This window comes from Nocardia sp. NPDC004654, from assembly GCF_040609595.1.
Lineage (GTDB): Bacteria > Actinomycetota > Actinomycetes > Mycobacteriales > Mycobacteriaceae > Nocardia.
The window spans coordinates 398,995-416,268 of record NZ_JBEXKI010000006.1 but is presented as its reverse complement, the minus strand read 5'-3'; the positions used below and the strand labels follow the sequence as shown (position 1 = coordinate 416,268).

General features: G+C 69.3%; 17 protein-coding genes. 5 read left to right on the top strand and 12 right to left on the bottom strand.

Features of this window, described 5'->3' with window-relative positions; all coding sequences use genetic code 11:
- The first annotated feature begins 635 nt into the window (after positions 1 to 635).
- Positions 636 to 1,808, top strand: coding sequence for a hypothetical protein (locus tag ABZV58_RS22420; RefSeq protein WP_355002084.1), 1,173 nt, complete (start codon positions 636 to 638; stop codon positions 1,806 to 1,808).
- 250 nt (positions 1,809 to 2,058) lie between these two features.
- Here the strand turns inward: ABZV58_RS22420 and ABZV58_RS22415 are convergent, their stop codons facing one another.
- The 5 genes from ABZV58_RS22415 to ABZV58_RS22395 all read right to left on the bottom strand — a co-directional run bounded on the left by ABZV58_RS22415 (position 2,059) and on the right by ABZV58_RS22395 (position 5,308).
- Positions 2,059 to 2,385, bottom strand: a complete 327-nt coding sequence (locus ABZV58_RS22415; protein WP_355002083.1) for a ScnB — start codon at positions 2,383 to 2,385, stop codon at positions 2,059 to 2,061.
- Complete coding sequence (scnC, locus tag ABZV58_RS22410) at positions 2,382 to 3,092, bottom strand: thiocyanate hydrolase subunit gamma (RefSeq protein ID WP_355002082.1); 711 nt, start codon at positions 3,090 to 3,092, stop codon at positions 2,382 to 2,384. Before scnC ends, ABZV58_RS22415 begins: the two co-directional genes overlap by 4 nt.
- Positions 3,089 to 3,391 carry an SH3-like domain-containing protein gene (locus ABZV58_RS22405; protein ID WP_067784346.1) on the bottom strand — a complete coding sequence of 101 codons (303 nt, stop codon included), beginning with the start codon at positions 3,389 to 3,391 and terminating at the stop codon, positions 3,089 to 3,091. The genes scnC and ABZV58_RS22405 overlap by 4 nt, the downstream gene beginning before the upstream one ends.
- Positions 3,388 to 3,813 (bottom strand): hypothetical protein, encoded by a 426-nt coding sequence (locus tag ABZV58_RS22400; RefSeq protein WP_355002081.1) that lies wholly within the window; start codon positions 3,811 to 3,813, stop codon positions 3,388 to 3,390. Before ABZV58_RS22400 ends, ABZV58_RS22405 begins: the two co-directional genes overlap by 4 nt.
- A 184-nt stretch (positions 3,814 to 3,997) precedes the next feature.
- Positions 3,998 to 5,308, bottom strand: a complete 1,311-nt coding sequence (locus tag ABZV58_RS22395; RefSeq protein ID WP_355002080.1) for a Dyp-type peroxidase — start codon at positions 5,306 to 5,308, stop codon at positions 3,998 to 4,000.
- A gap of 105 nt (positions 5,309 to 5,413) precedes the next feature.
- Between ABZV58_RS22395 and ABZV58_RS22390 the strand changes: the two genes are divergently transcribed.
- The 3 genes from ABZV58_RS22390 (at position 5,414) to ABZV58_RS22380 (ending at position 6,857) form a co-directional block, all read left to right on the top strand.
- Complete coding sequence (locus ABZV58_RS22390; protein ID WP_355002079.1) at positions 5,414 to 5,875, top strand: MarR family winged helix-turn-helix transcriptional regulator; 462 nt, start codon at positions 5,414 to 5,416, stop codon at positions 5,873 to 5,875.
- A 76-nt stretch (positions 5,876 to 5,951) separates the two neighbouring features.
- Positions 5,952 to 6,398, top strand: a complete 447-nt coding sequence (locus ABZV58_RS22385; RefSeq protein WP_355002078.1) for a hypothetical protein — start codon at positions 5,952 to 5,954, stop codon at positions 6,396 to 6,398.
- Positions 6,399 to 6,554: 156 nt separating this feature from the next.
- Positions 6,555 to 6,857 carry a hypothetical protein gene (locus ABZV58_RS22380; protein ID WP_355002077.1) on the top strand — a complete coding sequence of 101 codons (303 nt, stop codon included), beginning with the start codon at positions 6,555 to 6,557 and terminating at the stop codon, positions 6,855 to 6,857.
- 262 nt (positions 6,858 to 7,119) lie between these two features.
- Here ABZV58_RS22380 and ABZV58_RS22375 read toward each other — a convergent pair whose 3' ends face one another.
- The gene (locus ABZV58_RS22375; protein ID WP_355002076.1) at positions 7,120 to 7,884 is read right to left on the bottom strand and encodes a hypothetical protein; all 765 of its coding nucleotides are present in this window, start codon (positions 7,882 to 7,884) and stop codon (positions 7,120 to 7,122) included.
- A 121-nt stretch (positions 7,885 to 8,005) separates the two neighbouring features.
- Positions 8,006 to 10,243: a hypothetical protein gene (locus ABZV58_RS22370; RefSeq protein WP_355002075.1), complete on the bottom strand. Its 2,238-nt coding sequence runs from the start codon at positions 10,241 to 10,243 to the stop codon at positions 8,006 to 8,008.
- Positions 10,244 to 10,567: 324 nt separating this feature from the next.
- Here ABZV58_RS22370 and ABZV58_RS22365 point away from each other — a divergent pair, with 324 nt between their 5' ends.
- Positions 10,568 to 12,631 (top strand): acyltransferase family protein, encoded by a 2,064-nt coding sequence (locus ABZV58_RS22365; RefSeq protein WP_355002225.1) that lies wholly within the window; start codon positions 10,568 to 10,570, stop codon positions 12,629 to 12,631.
- Positions 12,632 to 12,660: 29 nt separating this feature from the next.
- On the opposite strand, the gene ABZV58_RS22360 is transcribed toward ABZV58_RS22365, so the two are convergent.
- The 5 genes from ABZV58_RS22360 to ABZV58_RS22340 form a co-directional block, all read right to left on the bottom strand.
- The gene (locus ABZV58_RS22360; protein ID WP_355002074.1) at positions 12,661 to 13,071 is read right to left on the bottom strand and encodes an RNHCP domain-containing protein; all 411 of its coding nucleotides are present in this window, start codon (positions 13,069 to 13,071) and stop codon (positions 12,661 to 12,663) included.
- Positions 13,072 to 13,083: 12 nt separating this feature from the next.
- Positions 13,084 to 13,467 carry an RNHCP domain-containing protein gene (locus ABZV58_RS22355; protein WP_355002073.1) on the bottom strand — a complete coding sequence of 128 codons (384 nt, stop codon included), beginning with the start codon at positions 13,465 to 13,467 and terminating at the stop codon, positions 13,084 to 13,086.
- Positions 13,468 to 13,830: 363 nt separating this feature from the next.
- Complete coding sequence (locus ABZV58_RS22350) at positions 13,831 to 15,225, bottom strand: serine hydrolase (protein WP_355002072.1); 1,395 nt, start codon at positions 15,223 to 15,225, stop codon at positions 13,831 to 13,833.
- 33 nt (positions 15,226 to 15,258) lie between these two features.
- Complete coding sequence (locus tag ABZV58_RS22345) at positions 15,259 to 15,447, bottom strand: hypothetical protein (RefSeq protein ID WP_355002071.1); 189 nt, start codon at positions 15,445 to 15,447, stop codon at positions 15,259 to 15,261.
- Positions 15,448 to 15,552: 105 nt separating this feature from the next.
- Entirely contained in the window at positions 15,553 to 17,226 is a 1,674-nt protein-coding gene (locus ABZV58_RS22340) for a BCCT family transporter (RefSeq protein ID WP_355002070.1), read from the bottom strand.
- Positions 17,227 to 17,274 lie beyond the last annotated feature (48 nt).

Genomic DNA, 17,274 nt, shown 5'->3' with positions numbered 1-17,274 from the left:
ACCGCATGTTCAGTAGCTCGGCGGACGAGGCCGGTCCGCCTTCCTCCGAGCCGCGGGGTAACGAAGGCACTGCTGGGGTCGAGCCGAATTCCGGTGCACGCGAGGGGGAAACACGATCGCCTGCGTCGGCGTCGGGACTGTCGTCCGAGTCCACGACGGGTCCGCAGCGCGCCGCATCCGGTCCCAGCGCCGCTGATGGCGTCCAGTTGCGCCCGATGTCCGGCTCGGAGGGGCGCACGCCCGCATCCGAGACGCGAAACGGGATTCGACCGCAGCCTGCGTCCCCTGCGAATACCCCGGATTCGTCCGCGCAACGCGCAGGAAGCAGCGACAACCGCCCAGCCGTTCCCCAATCACGCGCGAGCACACCGGAAGGCCATCGGTCGGCTCTCACCAACGGCTCGCCGGTGGAGGCATCGTCGACCGGGAAGGAAGCCACGTCCGCGCCTGAACCGGTAGCCGCTGTGCGTCCGGCGGAAGCGCCGGGCCCGAAAGTGCCCGCGGCATCGTCCGGTACGCCGCGTCCGACCGTAGAGGGGGTGGCGCAGGGAGGGGATGGGCCGACGCCCGATGCGGGGCAGGCCCAGGAGGAACGGAAATCGCCTGCGGAGGGAAGCGACGCGCTTCGAGACAAGTTGCGACGACTGAACATCGATCCGGAGGGGATGAGCCCGGATCGGATGCGCCAGGCGGCTGACGAGGGGTTGGCGCGGAGAGTCGACGAGCTCGCCGAGAAGACCGCCGCGCTCGAGGCTGCTGGGTTGCGACCCAACGAGTTCGCCGCCGAGCGCGGGAACTTGCAGCGCCAGATCGACGAGTTCATCGCTCTGCGACGGGAACTGCGAGCGGACTTCGAGAGATTGGGACCCACCCCGGAACCGATCACCGCAACCGATCCGAACCAGACGACGGAGAAGGGACCGATAAAGCAGCCGAGCCAGGCGAAATCGGAAGGCGCAGAGACATCCGAGCCTGGATCCACACCGGAACACCCAGCGGCCACCCAGCAGCCCACCACCGAGATTCCACGGACACCGCACGGTGCGGACCCGGCAGGCGAACAGGCCAGTCAGGGCGGCAACTCGTCGCAGGGCGAGCGGGCACCGGTCCAGGAACCGGAATCCGATGGTCCACTCGACACGACCTCGAAGATCCCGTACACCCCGAGGTATTCCCCCGTGCCATCGATCCCGGGATACGAGGCGGCCGCCCCGCCTGCCGACTCGGTTTGGGAGCCCGAGCCGGAACCCGAGCCCGAGCCGGAACCTGAGCCCGAGCCGGAGCCGGAGCCGGAACCTGAGCCGGAGCCGGAGCCCGAGCCGGAGCCGGAGCCCGAGCCGGAGCCTGAGCCGGAGCCGGAGCCTGAGCCGGAGCCCGAGCCGGATCCCGAGCCCGAGCCCGAGCCTGAGCCGGAGCCCGAGCCCGAGCCCGAGCCGGAGCCGGAGCCCGAGCCTGAGCCGGAGCCCGAGCCGGAACCTGAGCCGGATCCGGATGCTGAGCCTGAGCCGGAGCCTGAGCCGGAGCCCGAGCCCGAGCCGGAACCTGAGCCGGATCCCGAGCCGGAGCCGGAGCCCGAGCCGGAGCCCGAGCCGGAGCCGGATCCCGAGCCCGAGCCTGAGCCGGAGCCCGAGCCGGATCCCGAGCCCGAGCCTGAGCCGGAGCCCGAGCCGGAGCCCGAGCCGGATCCCGAGCCCGAGCCGGAGCCGGAGCCGGAGCCGGAGCCAGAACCAGCGGCTGATATGGAGCGAAAGTCGGAGACTGCCGACTGGACGAACCGTCGATCACCGGACTTCCTCGACCTCGCCTGAGGTTGCACATCCTCGCTGAGCGAGATCGCCCAGTGCTGCCATCCGCTGATTTCCGAACGACGTGCGAGCCCGTCCGGACGCTGGTGCTCTGTCGGTGATGCGAGCGGTGTGCTCGTCGCTGGTGCGTGTCCGGACTCCGCCCCCGAGGCGGCGCGGGAATGACCGCTATCGCCGGATAGTGCAGGCCGCACGTGGAATCCGGCTGACCTACCGTCTACGAACCGGCTCGAACGTGCGTCGTTCGCGAGCTCTACTCCCGATGAAACCTTTCCCGCACCAAATCCATTCGGGCGCGAAGTTCCTCGGGACTGATGACCCCGCGATCCATCAACGTATGCGCGGTGATCACCGCCGACCGCGCTCGCACCGGAAAGTCGTGGTAGATGGTCTCGCCGAGTACGTCTTCCGCGTGCCGGCGTTCGAGGTTGTCGAAAGCTCCTCTCCAGGAGAGGCATTCGCACGTCGCCTGCATGCTCGACTCCCACGGGTCGGGTTTGCGGTCGAGTTGGGGGAGGGTGGATTCGCGGGTGGATCCGGGTACGAGGGTGTTCAGCAGGACGTCGTAGGGGCCGGTCACCGGCGTCCCTCCCTTCGCATGGCGTCCTCGACCTGGTCGGGTGGTTTCTGGGCGGTCCAGTCGGCTTGGGGGAGGGCGACGCCGATCATGGTGTCGCGGGTGACGATCGCCGCGAGTTGTTCCTCGGTCCAGCCCTCGGTGCCCTCGGGGCGCATCGGCATGACCATGAAGCGGGATTTCTGGTTCGAATCGTGGACTCGGATCTCGACCTCCGGCGGGAAGTGCAGGCCGAATTCGGCGAGCACCTCGCGCGGCCAACGGACAAGGCGGCGACGGTAATTGGGGGTGCGGTACCAGTCGGGTGACATGCCGAGGACGGGTCGCGGGTAGCACGAGCAGAGGGTGCACACGATGACGTTGTGCACCTCGGGGGTGTTCTCCAGGACGTAGAAGTAGGTGTAGTCGCTCGGCGTGCCGGAACCGGTGGGGTCGCGCCAGTCGATGCCGATCTCTTTGCAGGTCTCGGTGCCGTCGGCGAGCAGGCGCGCCTTGAAATCAGGGTCCAGCCACGCCTTCGCGACCAGTTTCGATCCGCCGTGCGGGCCGACCGCCTCGGCCCATTCGGAGAACCGCCGGTGGTCCTCCTGGGAGAACAGGCCCTTCTCGATGGCGAGTTCGCGGATCGCCGTTTCCAGCACCTCGAACTCGCTGATCTCCTCGCTCGCCTGGATCGGCGCGTGCGCCCCGTGGTCGTGGGTGTGGCTCACTGCGAATCGTCCTCCTCTGCGGGCTCGAGCCAGCGCTCGGAGACCTCGGTCTCCAGGGTGTCGGCGTCGAAGCCGGTGTAATTCGGCCACAGATCCTTCTGGCGGAACCGCACGACGTAGAACGGCTCGACGCGGCCGTCGTCACGTCCCCACGCCTCGTCTTCCGGGATGATCCACTCCGGCCGGTATTCGACGACGACGCCGGTGCGGCCGCGGGTGTAGCTCTGGGTCCGGGTGTGGAACATCGACGTCGCGTCGCGCACCGTCACGCGCTCACCGATGCGGTACTTGCGGGTCATGCTCGCTCCTTCAGCCGCGCGCGCACCTCGTCCAATTTCGCCGACAGCTCGTCCGGAGTGATCAGGCCCTTGTTGATCAGGACCTTCGCCGCGACCGTCGCCCAGCGCGCGTAGTAGGGAAGCCCGAAGTAGAGGGTCGCGCCGAGGTCGTTCTCGGCGCGTCGGCGTTCCTCGGAGTTCCACACCCCGCGCCAGCCGAGGCATTCGCAGGTGACGTAGGTGCTCATCTCCCACGGCTCTTCGACTTTTTCCTGGTACGCCACCGGAATGTCCGGTTGCCCGCCGACGTCGTGCAGCACGTGGCGCAGGGCCTCGAAAAGCTCGTTCGAGATGTCGTACGGCGAATCCAGCGGCTTGCGGAACACCGGCGCGATGTCGGCGACCCGGTGCTGAAGCTGGTCGAATCGATTCGGTGAACTCATGATGGCTCCGTTGTCGCGGCTCCGATATCCCCGGCGAGATGCGGCACGCGCCGCCTCGGGGCAAGCACTGGGGAGTGACCCCCATCACAAATACGGTGTCAGGTCGCCCACGATACACGGCACGTTTGCCGGAATGAAGCTGCTGCGTTGCACCAGAGCCGAGACCGGAGCGGATGCGGGCCGCTCAGCTCCACAAAGCGTCAGCGACAGACCCGCCTGGCTCGATGCCGGGCGGTATCGCGAAGAGCGCGCTGCCGGTGTGCTGGATGAGCGGATTCAGGCGGTCGCCGTTCGCGAGTGCGTGCTGGGCCTTGATGAACTGCTCGGGTGGGTTGTTCATGAAGGCGGCGAAGAGCAGGCCCGCGTCGAGCTGGTTGTGTCCGCCGTGGGTGTGCTCCGGCGTCCCCGGCGCGTGGGTGTGCGGTTCCTCGGCGATGCCGCTCGCGTTGGCGATGAGGGTGCCGTAGTCGTAGTTGTAACTGCGACGCAGCATGGGGATGTTGTGCACGAGGCGGACGTGCGCTCCGTCGGGAATGGCGAGTTCGCCGCTGGCCGTGCGGGATTCGAGGTCGAGCGGATCGAACTCGCGTTCGCCGTGCAGCGGTGCGCCGTCGCCGCGACGGCGGCCGATGATGCGGTCTTGCTCGGCGAGGGGAAGCTGGTCCCAGTCGGCGGTTTTCATGCGGATCTTGCGGAAGACCAGGTAGGTGCCGCCGCGCAGCCAATCGGGTTCGTCAGGGGAGTCGATCCACACGGCGCGGTCGAAATCAGCCGTCCCAGCTCGTGGATTCGCCGTGCCGTCCTTGTGGCCGAACATGTTTCGCGGAGTACCGCCGTCCGCCGGTCTGGTGAGGAAGCCGTGCTGGGTCCAGCGCATGCGGCCGAGGCCGGGCATGCGTGCGCGGAGGGCGCGGAACGCGTGGCTCACGATCTGGGCGTCGTCGGCGCAGATCTGAACCAGGACGTCGCCGCCGCTCCACGCGGGATTCAGTGCGTCGCCGCGGAATTCGGGGAGTGGGTGCAGGTGGTTCGGGCGCTGGGACGCGAGGCCGAAGCGCTCGTCGAAGAGCGCGGGTCCCAGCCCGAAGGTGATCGTGAGCCGAGCCGGATCGAGATCGGTGGCGAAATCGGTATGCGCGCTGAAACCGCGTGCGGTGTCCGGAGTTTCCGGGACAGGGTCGCCGTGGGTCAATGCCGCGGCCGTCGCGGTCCATCCGGTCAGGAGTTCGCGGAGCACGGTTCGATCCGGCCGCGCGACGTCGACGGACAGGAACAGCGCGTGCGACTGGGTGAGGGTGGCGATACCGGCTTGCCTGGGGCCGTGGAAAGACTCGGTGCGGGAGGGCGGCGCGGGATCGGGCGCCGTCGCTCGACCGGCGACCGCGCCGACGGCTGCCGCTCCCGCCGTGACGAGGCTCGCGCCGAACAAGGTGCGGCGGGAGACTCGACCGGTTGGCGAATCGGAATTACTACTGCCTGTAGTACTTTCGCTCATGCGCCACAGCGTAGCGGCGCGCGAGCAATCCTTCAATAAGACTGAAGGTTAGCGACTTGTTCACCCGTGCCGCGCTCGGGGGTCGAGATGCGCGAAACTGAAGGCGTGACCACCGAGAACGCCCGACCTGGACCGCCCGCGATCAGCACATCCATCATCGTGCTGACCCTCGCGCGCAAGGTGGAGACCGAGCTCGGCGCCGCCCTCGCCCCGCTGGATCTCACCATCGCCCGGCTGGGGCTGCTCGGTCATATCTCCGGCGTGCCCGGCGCGTCGTTCAGTGATCTGGCGCGGATGTCGGGCATCAGCGTCCAGAGCGTGCACACGGCGGTGAAGGCGCTGGTCGCCGCGGGGCTGGTGCGCGACCGCACGGCCCGCGCCGGGTCGGCGTCGACGATCGAGTTGACGCCCAAGGGTTCTCGGCTGCTCCGCAAGGCCGAGGGGGTCGTCGCCGAGGTGGACGAGCGATTGTTCGGCGCGGAAGCCGACCCGATCCGACGGCAGATCGGCGCGGCCATCCTCGCGGCCTTTGCCGGAGGGTTTCCCGAATCGCGCACCGCGCGGTGATTCCGCGCACGTCCTTCAGCTTGATTGAAGCTTTCCGTTAGGCTTCAGTCCAACTGAAGGATGAAGGAGTCGATCGGTGAAGCATGTCTTGCTGTCGGTTCACGTGGTGGCGGCCATCGTGTTCGTGGGTGGCTCGGCGGTGGCGTCGAGCCTGTTCCCCCGGTACGCCCCGGTCGCGGCGGGCGCGCCGACGCGCAACGGGGCCGAACGCAGTGTCCCCGTCGCGCAGGCGATGCACCGGGTGACCGGTGTCTACGCGGCGCTCGGGGTCATCGTGCCGGTGGTCGGCATCGTGCTGGCCGCGGTGCAGGGCCGGATGGGCGAAATCTGGATCACGCTGGCCATGGTGCTCACGGCCGTCGCGGGCGGGCTGCTCGCGGTCCAGATCCATCCGATGCAGCGTGACGCGCTCGCGGCGCCGGACGACGGTCGGCGGCTGCGCGTGCTCGGGATGCTCGCCGGTGTCTACAACCTGTTGTGGGTGGTCGTCGTCGTGCTCATGATCGTCCGGCCCGGCTCCTGAACCAGCGCGGATCCGATGTCCCCGCTACCGAGCCGGAGCCGATCCAGGCTCTCCTGACCTGCGGTGTTCGCCCGTTCCGGGCGCACGCGGGAAGCTTCCGCGCAACGCGTTGGCACTATGGCTGAGGAAGTGATCGTTACGAGGAGGTAGTTGGACATGGCTCGGATTCCCACAGCGCTGTTGGCGGCCGGTGGACTCGGCGGTGGTTTCGCGCTCGCGCAGGCGACGAAGAAGCGCGAGCTCGGCGGTGTGGTTTTCGCTGCGGCGACGGCAGCCGCGCTGCCGCGGTGGCGAAAGGCGGTCGGCACCGGTGGGGCGGCGGCGCTGACGGGACTGTCGGTGGGCGCGCTCGGCGCCTCGCACCCGTTGGCCAAGAAGATCGGCGCGTGGCCGTCGGTGGCTGTGGTGTCGGGTGTGGTCGCCGTCGCCGCTTGGGCGACGGTGGATCGTCGGGCCTGATTCGGATCACGGCTGTGCGGCCGGGGACCCTTCGGGGTTCTCGACACGATGGACCGATCGGCTCGGCGGACCGAAACCCGCGGCGCGGACCGAAACCCGCGGGGCCGACTGAAACCCGCGGGGCCAACTGAAACCTGCGGGGCATCTTCGGCCACCGCATCGCCCCGGCTGAGCCGAGTCGATGCGTTCTTCAGCGGGGCGGGCCCGATCCAGTCGAGCCCGCCCCTGACGTATTGGGTTGTGTACTAACGAAAATCGAAACTCAGGCGGCGGGAAGCTCGTCGGCGGGCGCGATGGGCGGGGCCATCGAGCCTTCCACGGCGCCGACGATCGCGCCGATGCCCGCTCCGGCGGCGACGAACGGCAGCGACATCATGCCGACGGCCAGGGTCGCGGCGAGGACGGGCATGAAGAACAGCCCGGCCGGGGCGAAGGGAATGCCGACGACGAGGCCGATGGCCGCGCCCATCACCGCGGAGGCGACCGCGATCGGGCTGGCGACGGCCGCGCCGACGAGCGCGCCCTGGGCCGCGGTGCCGATGACGTCGGCCGAGATCTGGTCGGACCGCGAGCGTTCCATGCCCGAGGACTGGAGTGCGCCGGACAGGCCGTTCTGCGCGACCATCGTGGCGCCGTTGATCTGATCGGCCTGCTCCGGGGTGACCCAGTCGGGCCGTCCGAGTTCGACGTTGCCGACGCGGAGCACGTTCGTCGGCGCCGGGACGGGCGCGGCCTCGACGACCGGTGTGGCCGCCTCGAACTCGTCGTCCACGGCCGTCCGCGGCGCGGGTTCGATCGGGTCGGCGGCGGGCGCCGGCACGATCGGCAGCGGGATCACCGCGCCGAAGATGTTCGCGCCGAACGGGAACTGTTCGGCGACGGCGCCGACCGGAATGGCCTCGCCGGGCGGAGGCGCGTCGGCTATCGCGGGCGCGGCCGTGACGACCGCGGCCGAGATCGCGCCGACGACCAGCGTCGTCGTGCGCAGTGAGAAGGAACGGAACGGGATAACTGCCTTGTTGGCCATGCGGCGTCCTCATTCGCAGAAGCGGAGTTTCCTACGCATCTGATTCGGAGCCGCATCGCATTCGGATGAAACGAATTTCACACACCGCGTCCCGCGCGGTCTGTTTCGCGTCGGACGCGGGTCAGCCCTTCGCCTCGGCCATCTCCTCGGCGACATCCGGTTCCGCGATGTCCGGCGTATCGTCCGTCCGCCGGCGTGCGCGCAGGTAGGCCCACTGCAACACACCGAGCCCGGCCAAACCGGCTATCGCCGTGCCGATTCCGATCTGCCAGCCCGGCGGCCGCCAGTCGACGACCAGTTCGGCGTTCTGTGTGCCGGGCGGGATGTCGACGGCAAGGAAGGTGCGGGCGACGGCGAACGTGGACAGTTCGCGGCCGTTCAGCGTGACGCGGTGGCCCGGCCAAGTGAGGCGGGAGAACACGACCCGGCCTCCGGTCGCGGAACTGACCTTCGCGCGGGTGGTGATGTCGTCGTAGGAGCCGGTGGACGACGCGGTGACGCCGGAGGTGTGCGCGATGGCGCCGTCGCGGGTGGAGGCCGGACCGTCCTGGCGTTCCAGCACCCAGATGAAGCGCTCGTGTCCGCGGTAGTCCACCCACTGCCAGCCGGGCGGGGCGGGGTGATCGCGCGCGTCGGGATACTGCGCGCGGTGCAGGACGACCCGATCGACCTTCATCAGGTCGACGACGGGAACTCCGGTCGACGGTTCGTCGGCGAAGGCGCGGCGGAACGCGTCCGGGCAGGTGCTGCCGTCCCATGCCATGCAGAGCAGTCCGGCGATGCCGGTGTGGCCGATGGGCGTGTAGGCGTTGACGTAGTCGAGTTCGAGCGCCTTGGCGTAGTTGCCGATGGCCAGCGATCCGTACGCGCCGTCGAGACCGCGGTCCTCGGGGGCGATGATCGCCCGGTCGGCGAGCTGCAAAGTGAGCCCGTCGAAATCCGGGAAGGCCGCACGCATCTCGGAGCGCTTCTCCGGGAAGTTGTACGACAGCGGGGTCAGCGGCGCGATCGCCACCTGGGTGAAAGCGATCGGGAACATGGCGACCATGGTCAGCGCGCACGCCGCGACGATGCCGCGGTGCCGCGCGAGCCACACGACCGCGAAGCCTAGGGCGGCGACCACGACAGCCGCGATCAGATGCCGCAGCGCCAACAGGGGTGCGGCCGAGAACGATCGGACGAACAGCAGCCCGATCAACACCCCGGCGGCGACCATCCGCCTTCGCGAGGCCGCGAAAGCGCCGTACCGGCTGAGCAATACGCAGACCAGCACCAGCAGCGCGATCGCCACCATCGGCAGCACCCGCGCGGGCCAGCGCAGCGGGCCGATCGCGCCGGGGCCCGCGGTCCACATCAGCACCGCCGTCGCGAAGAACGCGATGCCGCTGAACTCCCGTGCGGAGCGGCGCGCCGCCCGCCAGTCGACGAAGGCGAGCGCGGGAATGAGGAACCACGCGATATAGACCATCGGCAGCGGCTGCACGTGACCCCACCAGGCGGTGAACGCCGGTGTGGTGCTCGGCAGGCTGGCGTTGAGCGACTCCGACCACGGCACCGTCAGGAACGGATCGTTGTGGATCTGCGCGCTACCGCGCCAGGTGACCTGCGAGGAGAGGATTCCGGATAGGTTCGCGATCGCCGCCGTCAGCGCCGCGCAGCCGGAAGCGAGCATCAGCCGCACCGCGGGCGCCCAGCGCTGCTGGTGGACGATCTCGCCCGCCGCGACGGCGACGATCACCAGCGCCGATTCCACCGCGGGAAAGGCGTACTGGACGGTGAGCGTGAGATACAGGAAGACGAACACCGGAATGGGTCCGCTGCGCCCGCGCGCGTAGTTCACGCCCGAGGCCCAGGCGTGCACCATCCACGCGGTCGCGACGTGCGGGGTGAACCAGCTCGCCTCGTCGAAGAACAGGAACCAGCCGCTGAGCGGGAACGCCACGCCCGCGACCGCCGCCCACGGCGCGCGTGCGCCGTACGCGAGGCAGATACGGAAGACGCCGAGGCCCGCGATGATCGAGAAGACCAGCTTCACCAGGGTCGCGTAGAGGGCGAGGTCGTCCATCGAGGGGGCGATGAAGAAGACGAGCAGGTGGGCCGGATTGAGCAGCCCCGCCTCCTCGAGTGTGTAGTTGCCCGCCATCCACTCGTGCGGGACGAGGATCGGCAACCGCCCTTCGCGCAGCTGGTTTCCGAGTGCCACCCACATGGGGGCGTACTGGGCCTCGGTATCGTCGGTGTAGTAGTGCCGCGGATCGGCAAGCAACACCGCCAGATATCCCGCGATCACTCCTAGTGAGGTAATCGCCCCCCACTTCAGCCCTACTCGGCGCGGTTCGATCGCCGCGATTGTGCTCACAAGGGGCGCAGCGTATTAGCACCGCTTGAACGAAGCAAGAACTGATTGGTGACATTTGTCCGATTAGTCGCGCTTATGTCCGGTTGGATTTTGCTTCTCCGCACGTGATAAGAGGGTTGTCATGTCATGTTCACCGTGTGTCCGCCTCGCGGACACCAGAGGCCGCGGCGCGCGGGTCCGGCGCCGGTCGATGCATCGATGAGGCCGGTGGAAGGGGGGTCTCCGGCGGTCGGCTCCGGCGAGGTCGACGATCGGCGTGGGAGTTCGGCGACCACTGCGCCGGGCGTGATCGGACGACGTCCGGCTCCGGCGCCGGGACGGCCCATCGAGCCCGACGAAGCCGGTCGGCGGCTGCGCGCGAAGCGGAAGCACGCCTACCGGCACGACCTCGACGGACTGCGCGGCGTCGCGATCGCCTTGGTGGTGGTGTTCCACATCTGGTTGGGCCGGGTCTCCGGCGGCGTGGACGTGTTCCTCGTCCTGTCCGGCTTCTTCTTCACCGGATCGCTGCTGCGGCGCGCGGAGTCGACCGGCGCTGTCGAACTCGGCGCCACGGCGCGGCGGTTGGGCAGGCGGCTGCTGCCGGGCTTGGTGCTCGTGCTGGCCGTCGTAGCGATCGGCACGGTGCTGATTCGCCCGTACACGCAGTGGACCGAGGCGGCGACGCAGACGCTGGCCTCGCTGCTGTACTACCAGAACTGGTATCTGGCGCTGTCCTGGTCGGACTACCTGGCCGCCGACCCGTCGGTGAGTCCGCTCCAGCACCTGTGGTCGATGTCGGTGCAGGGTCAGTTCTATCTCGTCGCGCTGGCCGGAATCGCGCTGCTGGTGGCCGTCGTTCGCAGGTTCGGCCGGGTGACCGCGCTGCGGCCGACGGCGGCGGTCGTGTTCGGCGGACTGGCGGTGGCCTCGTTCCTCTACGCCGCCCGCGGCGCGGAACTGCACCAGGGCTGGAACTACTACGACAGCCTGGCGCGCGGCTGGGAACTGCTCGCCGGTGCGCTGCTCGCCGTGCTCGCGCCGAAACTGGCACTGCCGCGCGCGTTTCGGGTGCTGCTGGCGGTGGCCGGTGCGCTCGTCGTGCTGGGCTGCGGCTGGTTGACCAACGGCGCCAACGAGTTTCCCGGACCCGCTGCCCTGATCCCGGTGGGTGCGGCCGTCGCGCTGATCCTCTCGGGCGCCGGTCTGCCGACCGCCGCCCAGCCGCTGCCGAACCGGTTGCTCGCCGCCGCGCCGATGGTCCGGCTGGGTGAGCTCGCCTACGCGCTGTACCTCTGGCACTGGCCGATCCTGATCTTCGTGCTCGCCGAGCGAGGTACGCCGACGGCGGGCATCGAAGGCGGGCTCGTGGTGCTCGCGGCGTCGTTCACGCTGGCCTATCTGACCCACCGCTTCGTCGAGGAGCCGCTGCGGACCGGCGCGGTCGCCCGCTTCGCCGGATATCGCCGCCACGCGGGCCGGGCGGTGGCGTGCGTCGGCGCGACGCTGCTCGCGGTGGCGGTCGGCGCACAGGTGGTGACCGCGATCCTGCCGCCGCAGCCGGTCGCGCACCTGGATCCGACGCGCTATCCCGGCGCCGAGGCGTTGGCGGCGGGCGCGGCCGTCCCGCGGGCCAAGATGCGCCCGACGGTCTTCGAGGCGCCCGCCGACGCCGCGTACCCGTCGCGGGACAAGTGCATCGCGGACTGGGACACCCGGGACGTGATCACCTGCACCTACGGCGACGCGGACGCGGAACGCACTATCGCCGTGGTCGGCAGCTCGCACGCCGAGCACTGGGTGCCCGCGCTCGACGTGCTCGCCCGCGAACACGGCTTCCGCATCACGGTGTACCTGAAGATGGGCTGCCCGCTGACGGTCGCGGCCGAGCCGATGTACAAGGGCGAGCCGATTCCCGACTGTCGCGACTGGTCGGCGGAGGTGATCGACCGGCTCGGCGTCGACCGGCCGCAGTGGGTGTTCACCACCGGAACCCGCCCGCGCGACCGCACCGGCGACGAGACACCGACCGATTACCTCGAGGTCTGGTCCCGGCTGGCCGAGCACGGACTCAATGTGCTCGCCGTGCGCGACACGCCTTGGCTGCGCCGCGACGGCATCCGCTACCGCGCCATCGACTGCCTGGCCCAGAGCGGCGACGGCGTCAGTTGCGGCATGCGCAGGACCGACGCGCTCGACGAGGTGAATCCCGCCGCCGAGCCCGCCGCGTCCTTTCCCAACGTGTTCCCGATCGACCTGACCGACGCCCTCTGCACGCCGGAGGTCTGCCCGGTGATCGAGGGCAACATCCTCGTCTATCACGACGAGCACCATCTGACCGCCAGTTATTCGCGGTCGCTCGCGCCCGAACTCGGTCGCAGGCTGGCGCCGATCCTCGGCTGGTGGTGAGTCGGGGCCGGGCGGCCCGGCCCCGACCGTCACAGCGCCAGCAGCGCGCGCCTGCCGAGTCGCGGATCGGCCAACGGCCGCACCGCGATTCGCATCAGCGCCAGCGGATTGTCGTCGCCCGCGATGCGGTTCGCCTTGAGCGCGCCGCAGGCCGCGCACTGGTGTACGAGCAGCCACTCGCCGTCGTCGCGGGCCGAGAGGCTGACCGCGGACATCCGCCCGCCGCATGTCGACGCGCGGTCGCCGGGGATCCGGCCGTCGACGTGGCGGCTGGACAGGCAGTGCGGGCAGTGGTTGCGGTGCGCGGTGCCCGGTGCCACGACCGACACCGCCATCCGGCAGCCGACGCAGCGGAAGGCGTCGCCGGATTCGCCGCCGGGCCCGTGCAGCACGTCCTTACGGCGTTGCGCGCGAGCCGATTTCGTCTTTCTTCGCGGCATCTCACACCCGCCCTACAGATCGCCGAAGACTTCGAGCGGGAAGGGCGGTTCCGCGAGCGGCCGCACGGCCAGTCGCATCAGCACGAGCTGATTGTCGTCGCCGCACACCGGCGACAGCGACAGCTCGTGGCAGCGGGTGCAGCGGTGCACCACCGACCAGGAACCGTTGCGCTGCACCGCGATCGACAGCGGAGTCATCCGGCCGTGGCAGTCGGAGGCGCCGCCCTCGACGTGGTCGACGGTGTGCTGCGAATTAAGACAGCTCGGGCAGTGGTTGCGTCTGCTGTCGTCCGGCGCGAGCGTGGCGACGACGAGGCCGCAGCGCACGCAGGTGAAGGTGCCGGTCCGTAGCGCGGGGCTCGGACCGCGGTGGGTCGAGATGTTGGGGTGGGACACCCGGATTCTCCTTACTCCTTGGCTGTGTGAAGAGCAGCGGGAGCAGGCCGAGTGCGCCTCGAAAAGGTCAGTGGCGGTCGGCGTTACCGGCGTGGTCGAGGTTCCGAGCCACGCGTCGAGGCGCTCTCGGCGCGAGCCGGGGCATACATCATCCTCCTTCTGGGCGACCGGGTGGGTCGCGTCCACCGCGCGGTTGTGCGCGCGAGGAACTGTATAACCGAGTCCGGAGCGCGGCCACTGATTTTTCCGAGGCCCGTACCGTAAGGCGTTCCGGCGACGGAGGAGCCGGGCGGCCATCGGTGTCATGCGAGCGACGGCAGCGCCGTGTGTGGCAGTGCTGGCACTGGCCGACCCTCGCCGTCCTCAGCGGGGTGTGTTTCCGAGCGCGGCCACCGCTCCGGAGATCTGGCCCGCCACGTCGAGAATCAACCGGAATACGTCCTCGTGGACCGGTTTCCCGTTGCACCACAAGACATTGCATTCCGTCGACGCGTACGGCCCGACGCCGAGCAGGACGGCCGCGACGTTCAGCGGGTCGACGAGCTTGCCGAGATCTTCCGGGTTCCGCACCAGCGGCTGATTCGGATCCTGGACGGCGTAGGGATCTTCGTACGGCAGCGCGGGCAGATCGGTGACCGCCGCGGCCACCCTCCGGAACAGCTCCTTGTTGTCCGGATTGCTGGTGCCGGTGAGCATCCCCGTGAGGTTGCCCGGCTCGAAGCGCGTGGGCACGCCGAGGCGGACGATCACCAGATCGCGGCTCGGGACCACGGTGAGGAACTGGCCGAGCGCTCCGGAGAACGCATAGGTGTCGCGCGGCGAGCCGACAAAGACAGGATGCGAATACAGCTGCGCGACGGGAACATTCACGCCGCGATAGGTGTCGCCCGCGTTGAGCCACCACAGGAACCCGTAGCCGCCGTTGGCTTCGGTCGGAGTCGTGGCCTGCCGGAGGTACCCGGGATCGATGAGTATCCGTTCTTCCCACCGGCCTTCCTGCGACAGCAGCCTGCCGATCCGGGCCAGGTCGGCGGGACGCATCGCCAGACCACCGTTGACCGCGGTGTTTCCGCTGCGGTCGCGCAGCCAGACCCAGTTGCCACGGTCGATGCCGATGGGGCCCATGACTTCGCGCTGGACGAAGTCCTGGAAGTCCGCGCCGGTGGTGATCTCGATGATCTCCGGCAACAGCGCGAGGATGTTCTGGGCGTACTGGAACGTGCTGCCCGGTTCGTATTCGACCGGCGCGGCGAGGGTTTGCCGCACCGAATCCGTTTGCAGCCCCGCGAGATCGGCGGGCCAGCTGAAGTGGATGCCGGTGGTCTGGTTGAGTACCTGACGCACAGTGATGGCCGCGTGCGCGGCGTCGGCCTGCGGGAAGAACTTGCCGAGCGGATCGTCGAGGCCGAAATAGCCCATGGTCACCGCGCGCCCGACGGCCACCGCCGCCATACCCTTGCTGCCGCTGGCCAGCGGCATCGGCACATTGCCCGTCGGCGTGTGCTCGCCGACCAGGCAGCCGTGCCGGTAGATCTGCACCGCGTGCGACCCGGTGCGCGCGCCGAACTGCACCGCGTCGGCCACCGCCGCCGAATCCATCCCGACCTCGGCGGCGTCCCTTCGTTCCGGCGCCTGTCCCGCGGCGGGTTCGGCGCAACCGGCTTCGGGCGCGGCCACGGCGGCGGGGGAGAGCAGCGCCGCCGTCACGAGCACGGCGGCGCCTAGCCCGGTCACCCAGGCGTTGCGGCGGAAGAGCATGGTGAATTTCTTTCTGCGAAGCGGTGTTCGGTGTCAGGCGACGGCGTCGCCGAGTGCCAGGTAGCGCAGCCAGGCGATCTCGGCGCGTGCCGAGCGGTAGTGCTCGATGCCGTCTACGGGCGAGAAATGGGTTACGCCACGGGCTTCTCGGCCTGCGCGGTCACCAGCGTCACGAGCGCGATCAGCGGCGCGGCAGCCGCGCGTCGCCGGGCCGTTCGTCATCGAGGTCCCCCATGGTGCTCGGGCGCCGGCATCTGTGGAACTGTCCGGTCTCAGATTTCGACTGTAGCGCAGGAGTGTTCTCCGACACAATCACCGTCGGGCTGATCAGGACGAGTGGCCGGGCTCCCGCTGTATCGGGTGCTCGATCCCGCGGCCCGATGCGCGGCGCGGGCGGTGCCCGCCGCGGTCGGCTTCGCTGATCGCCTCGCCGACCTTGGCGCGCACCGCGTCGCGCAGGCCGTAGAGCGGGTGGTGGGCGGCGGGCCCGGCGCCGGGATCCTCGCGCAATTCCGTCAGCAGCGACCAGCACAGCGCGAGCATTACCAGCACGAACGGCAGGGCGACCAGGATCGTCGCGGTCTGTAGCGCACCGAGCCCGCCCGCGACCAGCAGGACGGCGGCGACCGCGGCCATCAGAGTGCCCCAGACGACCACCAGCCAGGAGGGCGGATGCAGCGAACCACGGCTGGTCAGCGAACCCATGACCAGCGACGCGGAATCCGCGCTCGTCACGAAATAGGTCATCACCAAAACCATGGAGACCCACGAGGTGACGGTTTCGGCGGGCAGCGCTTCCAGCATGCCGAACAGCGCGGCCTCGGCGTCGGCGGCGTCGGCGGTCAGATCGATGACGCCCGTGGTGGTCGCCCGGATCGCGGTGCCGCCCATGACGCAGAACCACACCACCGTCACTCCGCTCGGCACCAGCAGCACGCCGACCAGGAACTCCCGAATGGTGCGACCACGCGAGATCCTGGCGACGAAAGTGCCGACGAACGGCGCCCAGGACAGCCACCACGCCCAGTAGAAGATCGTCCAGGTCCCCATCCACGTGGGGTCGGCGTAGGCGCCGGTGCGAGTGGCCATCGGCAGCAGATTCGACAGGTAGTTGCCGACGCTCGCCGGGATCGTGTCCAGGATGTAGACGGTCGGTCCGAGCGTGAAGACGAACAGCGCCAGCAGGGCGGCGAGCGCGATGTTCAGTGTCGAAAGCCATTTCACGCCGCGGTGTAGTCCAGAGAACGCGGAAACGACGAAGGCGGCGCCGAGCGCGCCGATGACGATCAGCTGCACGGTCACCGAATCAGGGGTGCCGACCGTGAGATTCAGCCCTTTTGCCACCTGGAGCGCGCCGAGTCCGAGACTGGTCGCGGTGCCGAACACGGTGGCGAACACCGCGAGCAGGTCGATCGCCTGTCCCTGCCACCCCGCGGCGCGGCGCGCGCCGAGCAGCGGAACGAAGGCGGCCGACAGCCGATTGCCGCGACCTTTGCGAAAACCCGCGTACGCCAAGGCCAATCCGACGATTCCGTAGATCGCCCACGGCGTGAGCGTCCAGTGGAACAGCGAGAATTGCAGCGCGGTGCTGGCCGCCGCGGTGCTTTGCGGCTCGACGTCGGCGGCGGGCGGCGGCGACACGAAATGCTGGAGCGGTTCGCCGACGCCGTAGAACATCAGGCCGATGCCCATGCCCGCGCTGAACATCATGGCGATCCACGCGAGGTTGCTGAACTCCGGTTCGGCGTCGTCGGCGCCGAGCCGGACACGCCCGAAACGGCTGGCGGCGATCACCACGCAGAGCACGAGGAATAGGTCGGCCGACACCACGAACAGCCAGTCGAAGTTGCCGAGCACCCAGTCGAGCGCGGTGTCCGAAACCGATCCGAAGCTGCTCTTTCCGAGCGCCGCCCAGCCGACGACGCAGGCGACTGCCGCGACGCCGATCCCGATGAGACGCAGGTCCGGCGCGGTGGGATGTTGCTGTGTCTCGCTGTCCATCGCCTCCAACTATCGCCGGTAACGATTGGTTGGCCGGGGCGGCGCGCC

What these genes read in the sequence shown, in the direction of transcription:
- ABZV58_RS22380 (WP_355002077.1), top strand. Translation starts at nt 6,555, where the DNA reads ATGGCTCGGATTCCCACAGCGCTGTTGGCGGCCGGTGGACTCGGCGGT.
- ABZV58_RS22400 (WP_355002081.1), bottom strand. Translation starts at nt 3,813, where the DNA reads ATGAGTTCACCGAATCGATTCGACCAGCTTCAGCACCGGGTCGCCGAC.
- ABZV58_RS22375 (WP_355002076.1), bottom strand. Translation starts at nt 7,884, where the DNA reads ATGGCCAACAAGGCAGTTATCCCGTTCCGTTCCTTCTCACTGCGCACG.
- ABZV58_RS22405 (WP_067784346.1), bottom strand. Translation starts at nt 3,391, where the DNA reads ATGACCCGCAAGTACCGCATCGGTGAGCGCGTGACGGTGCGCGACGCG.
- ABZV58_RS22395 (WP_355002080.1), bottom strand. Translation starts at nt 5,308, where the DNA reads ATGAGCGAAAGTACTACAGGCAGTAGTAATTCCGATTCGCCAACCGGT.
- ABZV58_RS22345 (WP_355002071.1), bottom strand. Translation starts at nt 15,447, where the DNA reads ATGACGAACGGCCCGGCGACGCGCGGCTGCCGCGCCGCTGATCGCGCT.
- ABZV58_RS22340 (WP_355002070.1), bottom strand. Translation starts at nt 17,226, where the DNA reads ATGGACAGCGAGACACAGCAACATCCCACCGCGCCGGACCTGCGTCTC.
- ABZV58_RS22360 (WP_355002074.1), bottom strand. Translation starts at nt 13,071, where the DNA reads ATGCCGCGAAGAAAGACGAAATCGGCTCGCGCGCAACGCCGTAAGGAC.
- ABZV58_RS22350 (WP_355002072.1), bottom strand. Translation starts at nt 15,225, where the DNA reads ATGCTCTTCCGCCGCAACGCCTGGGTGACCGGGCTAGGCGCCGCCGTG.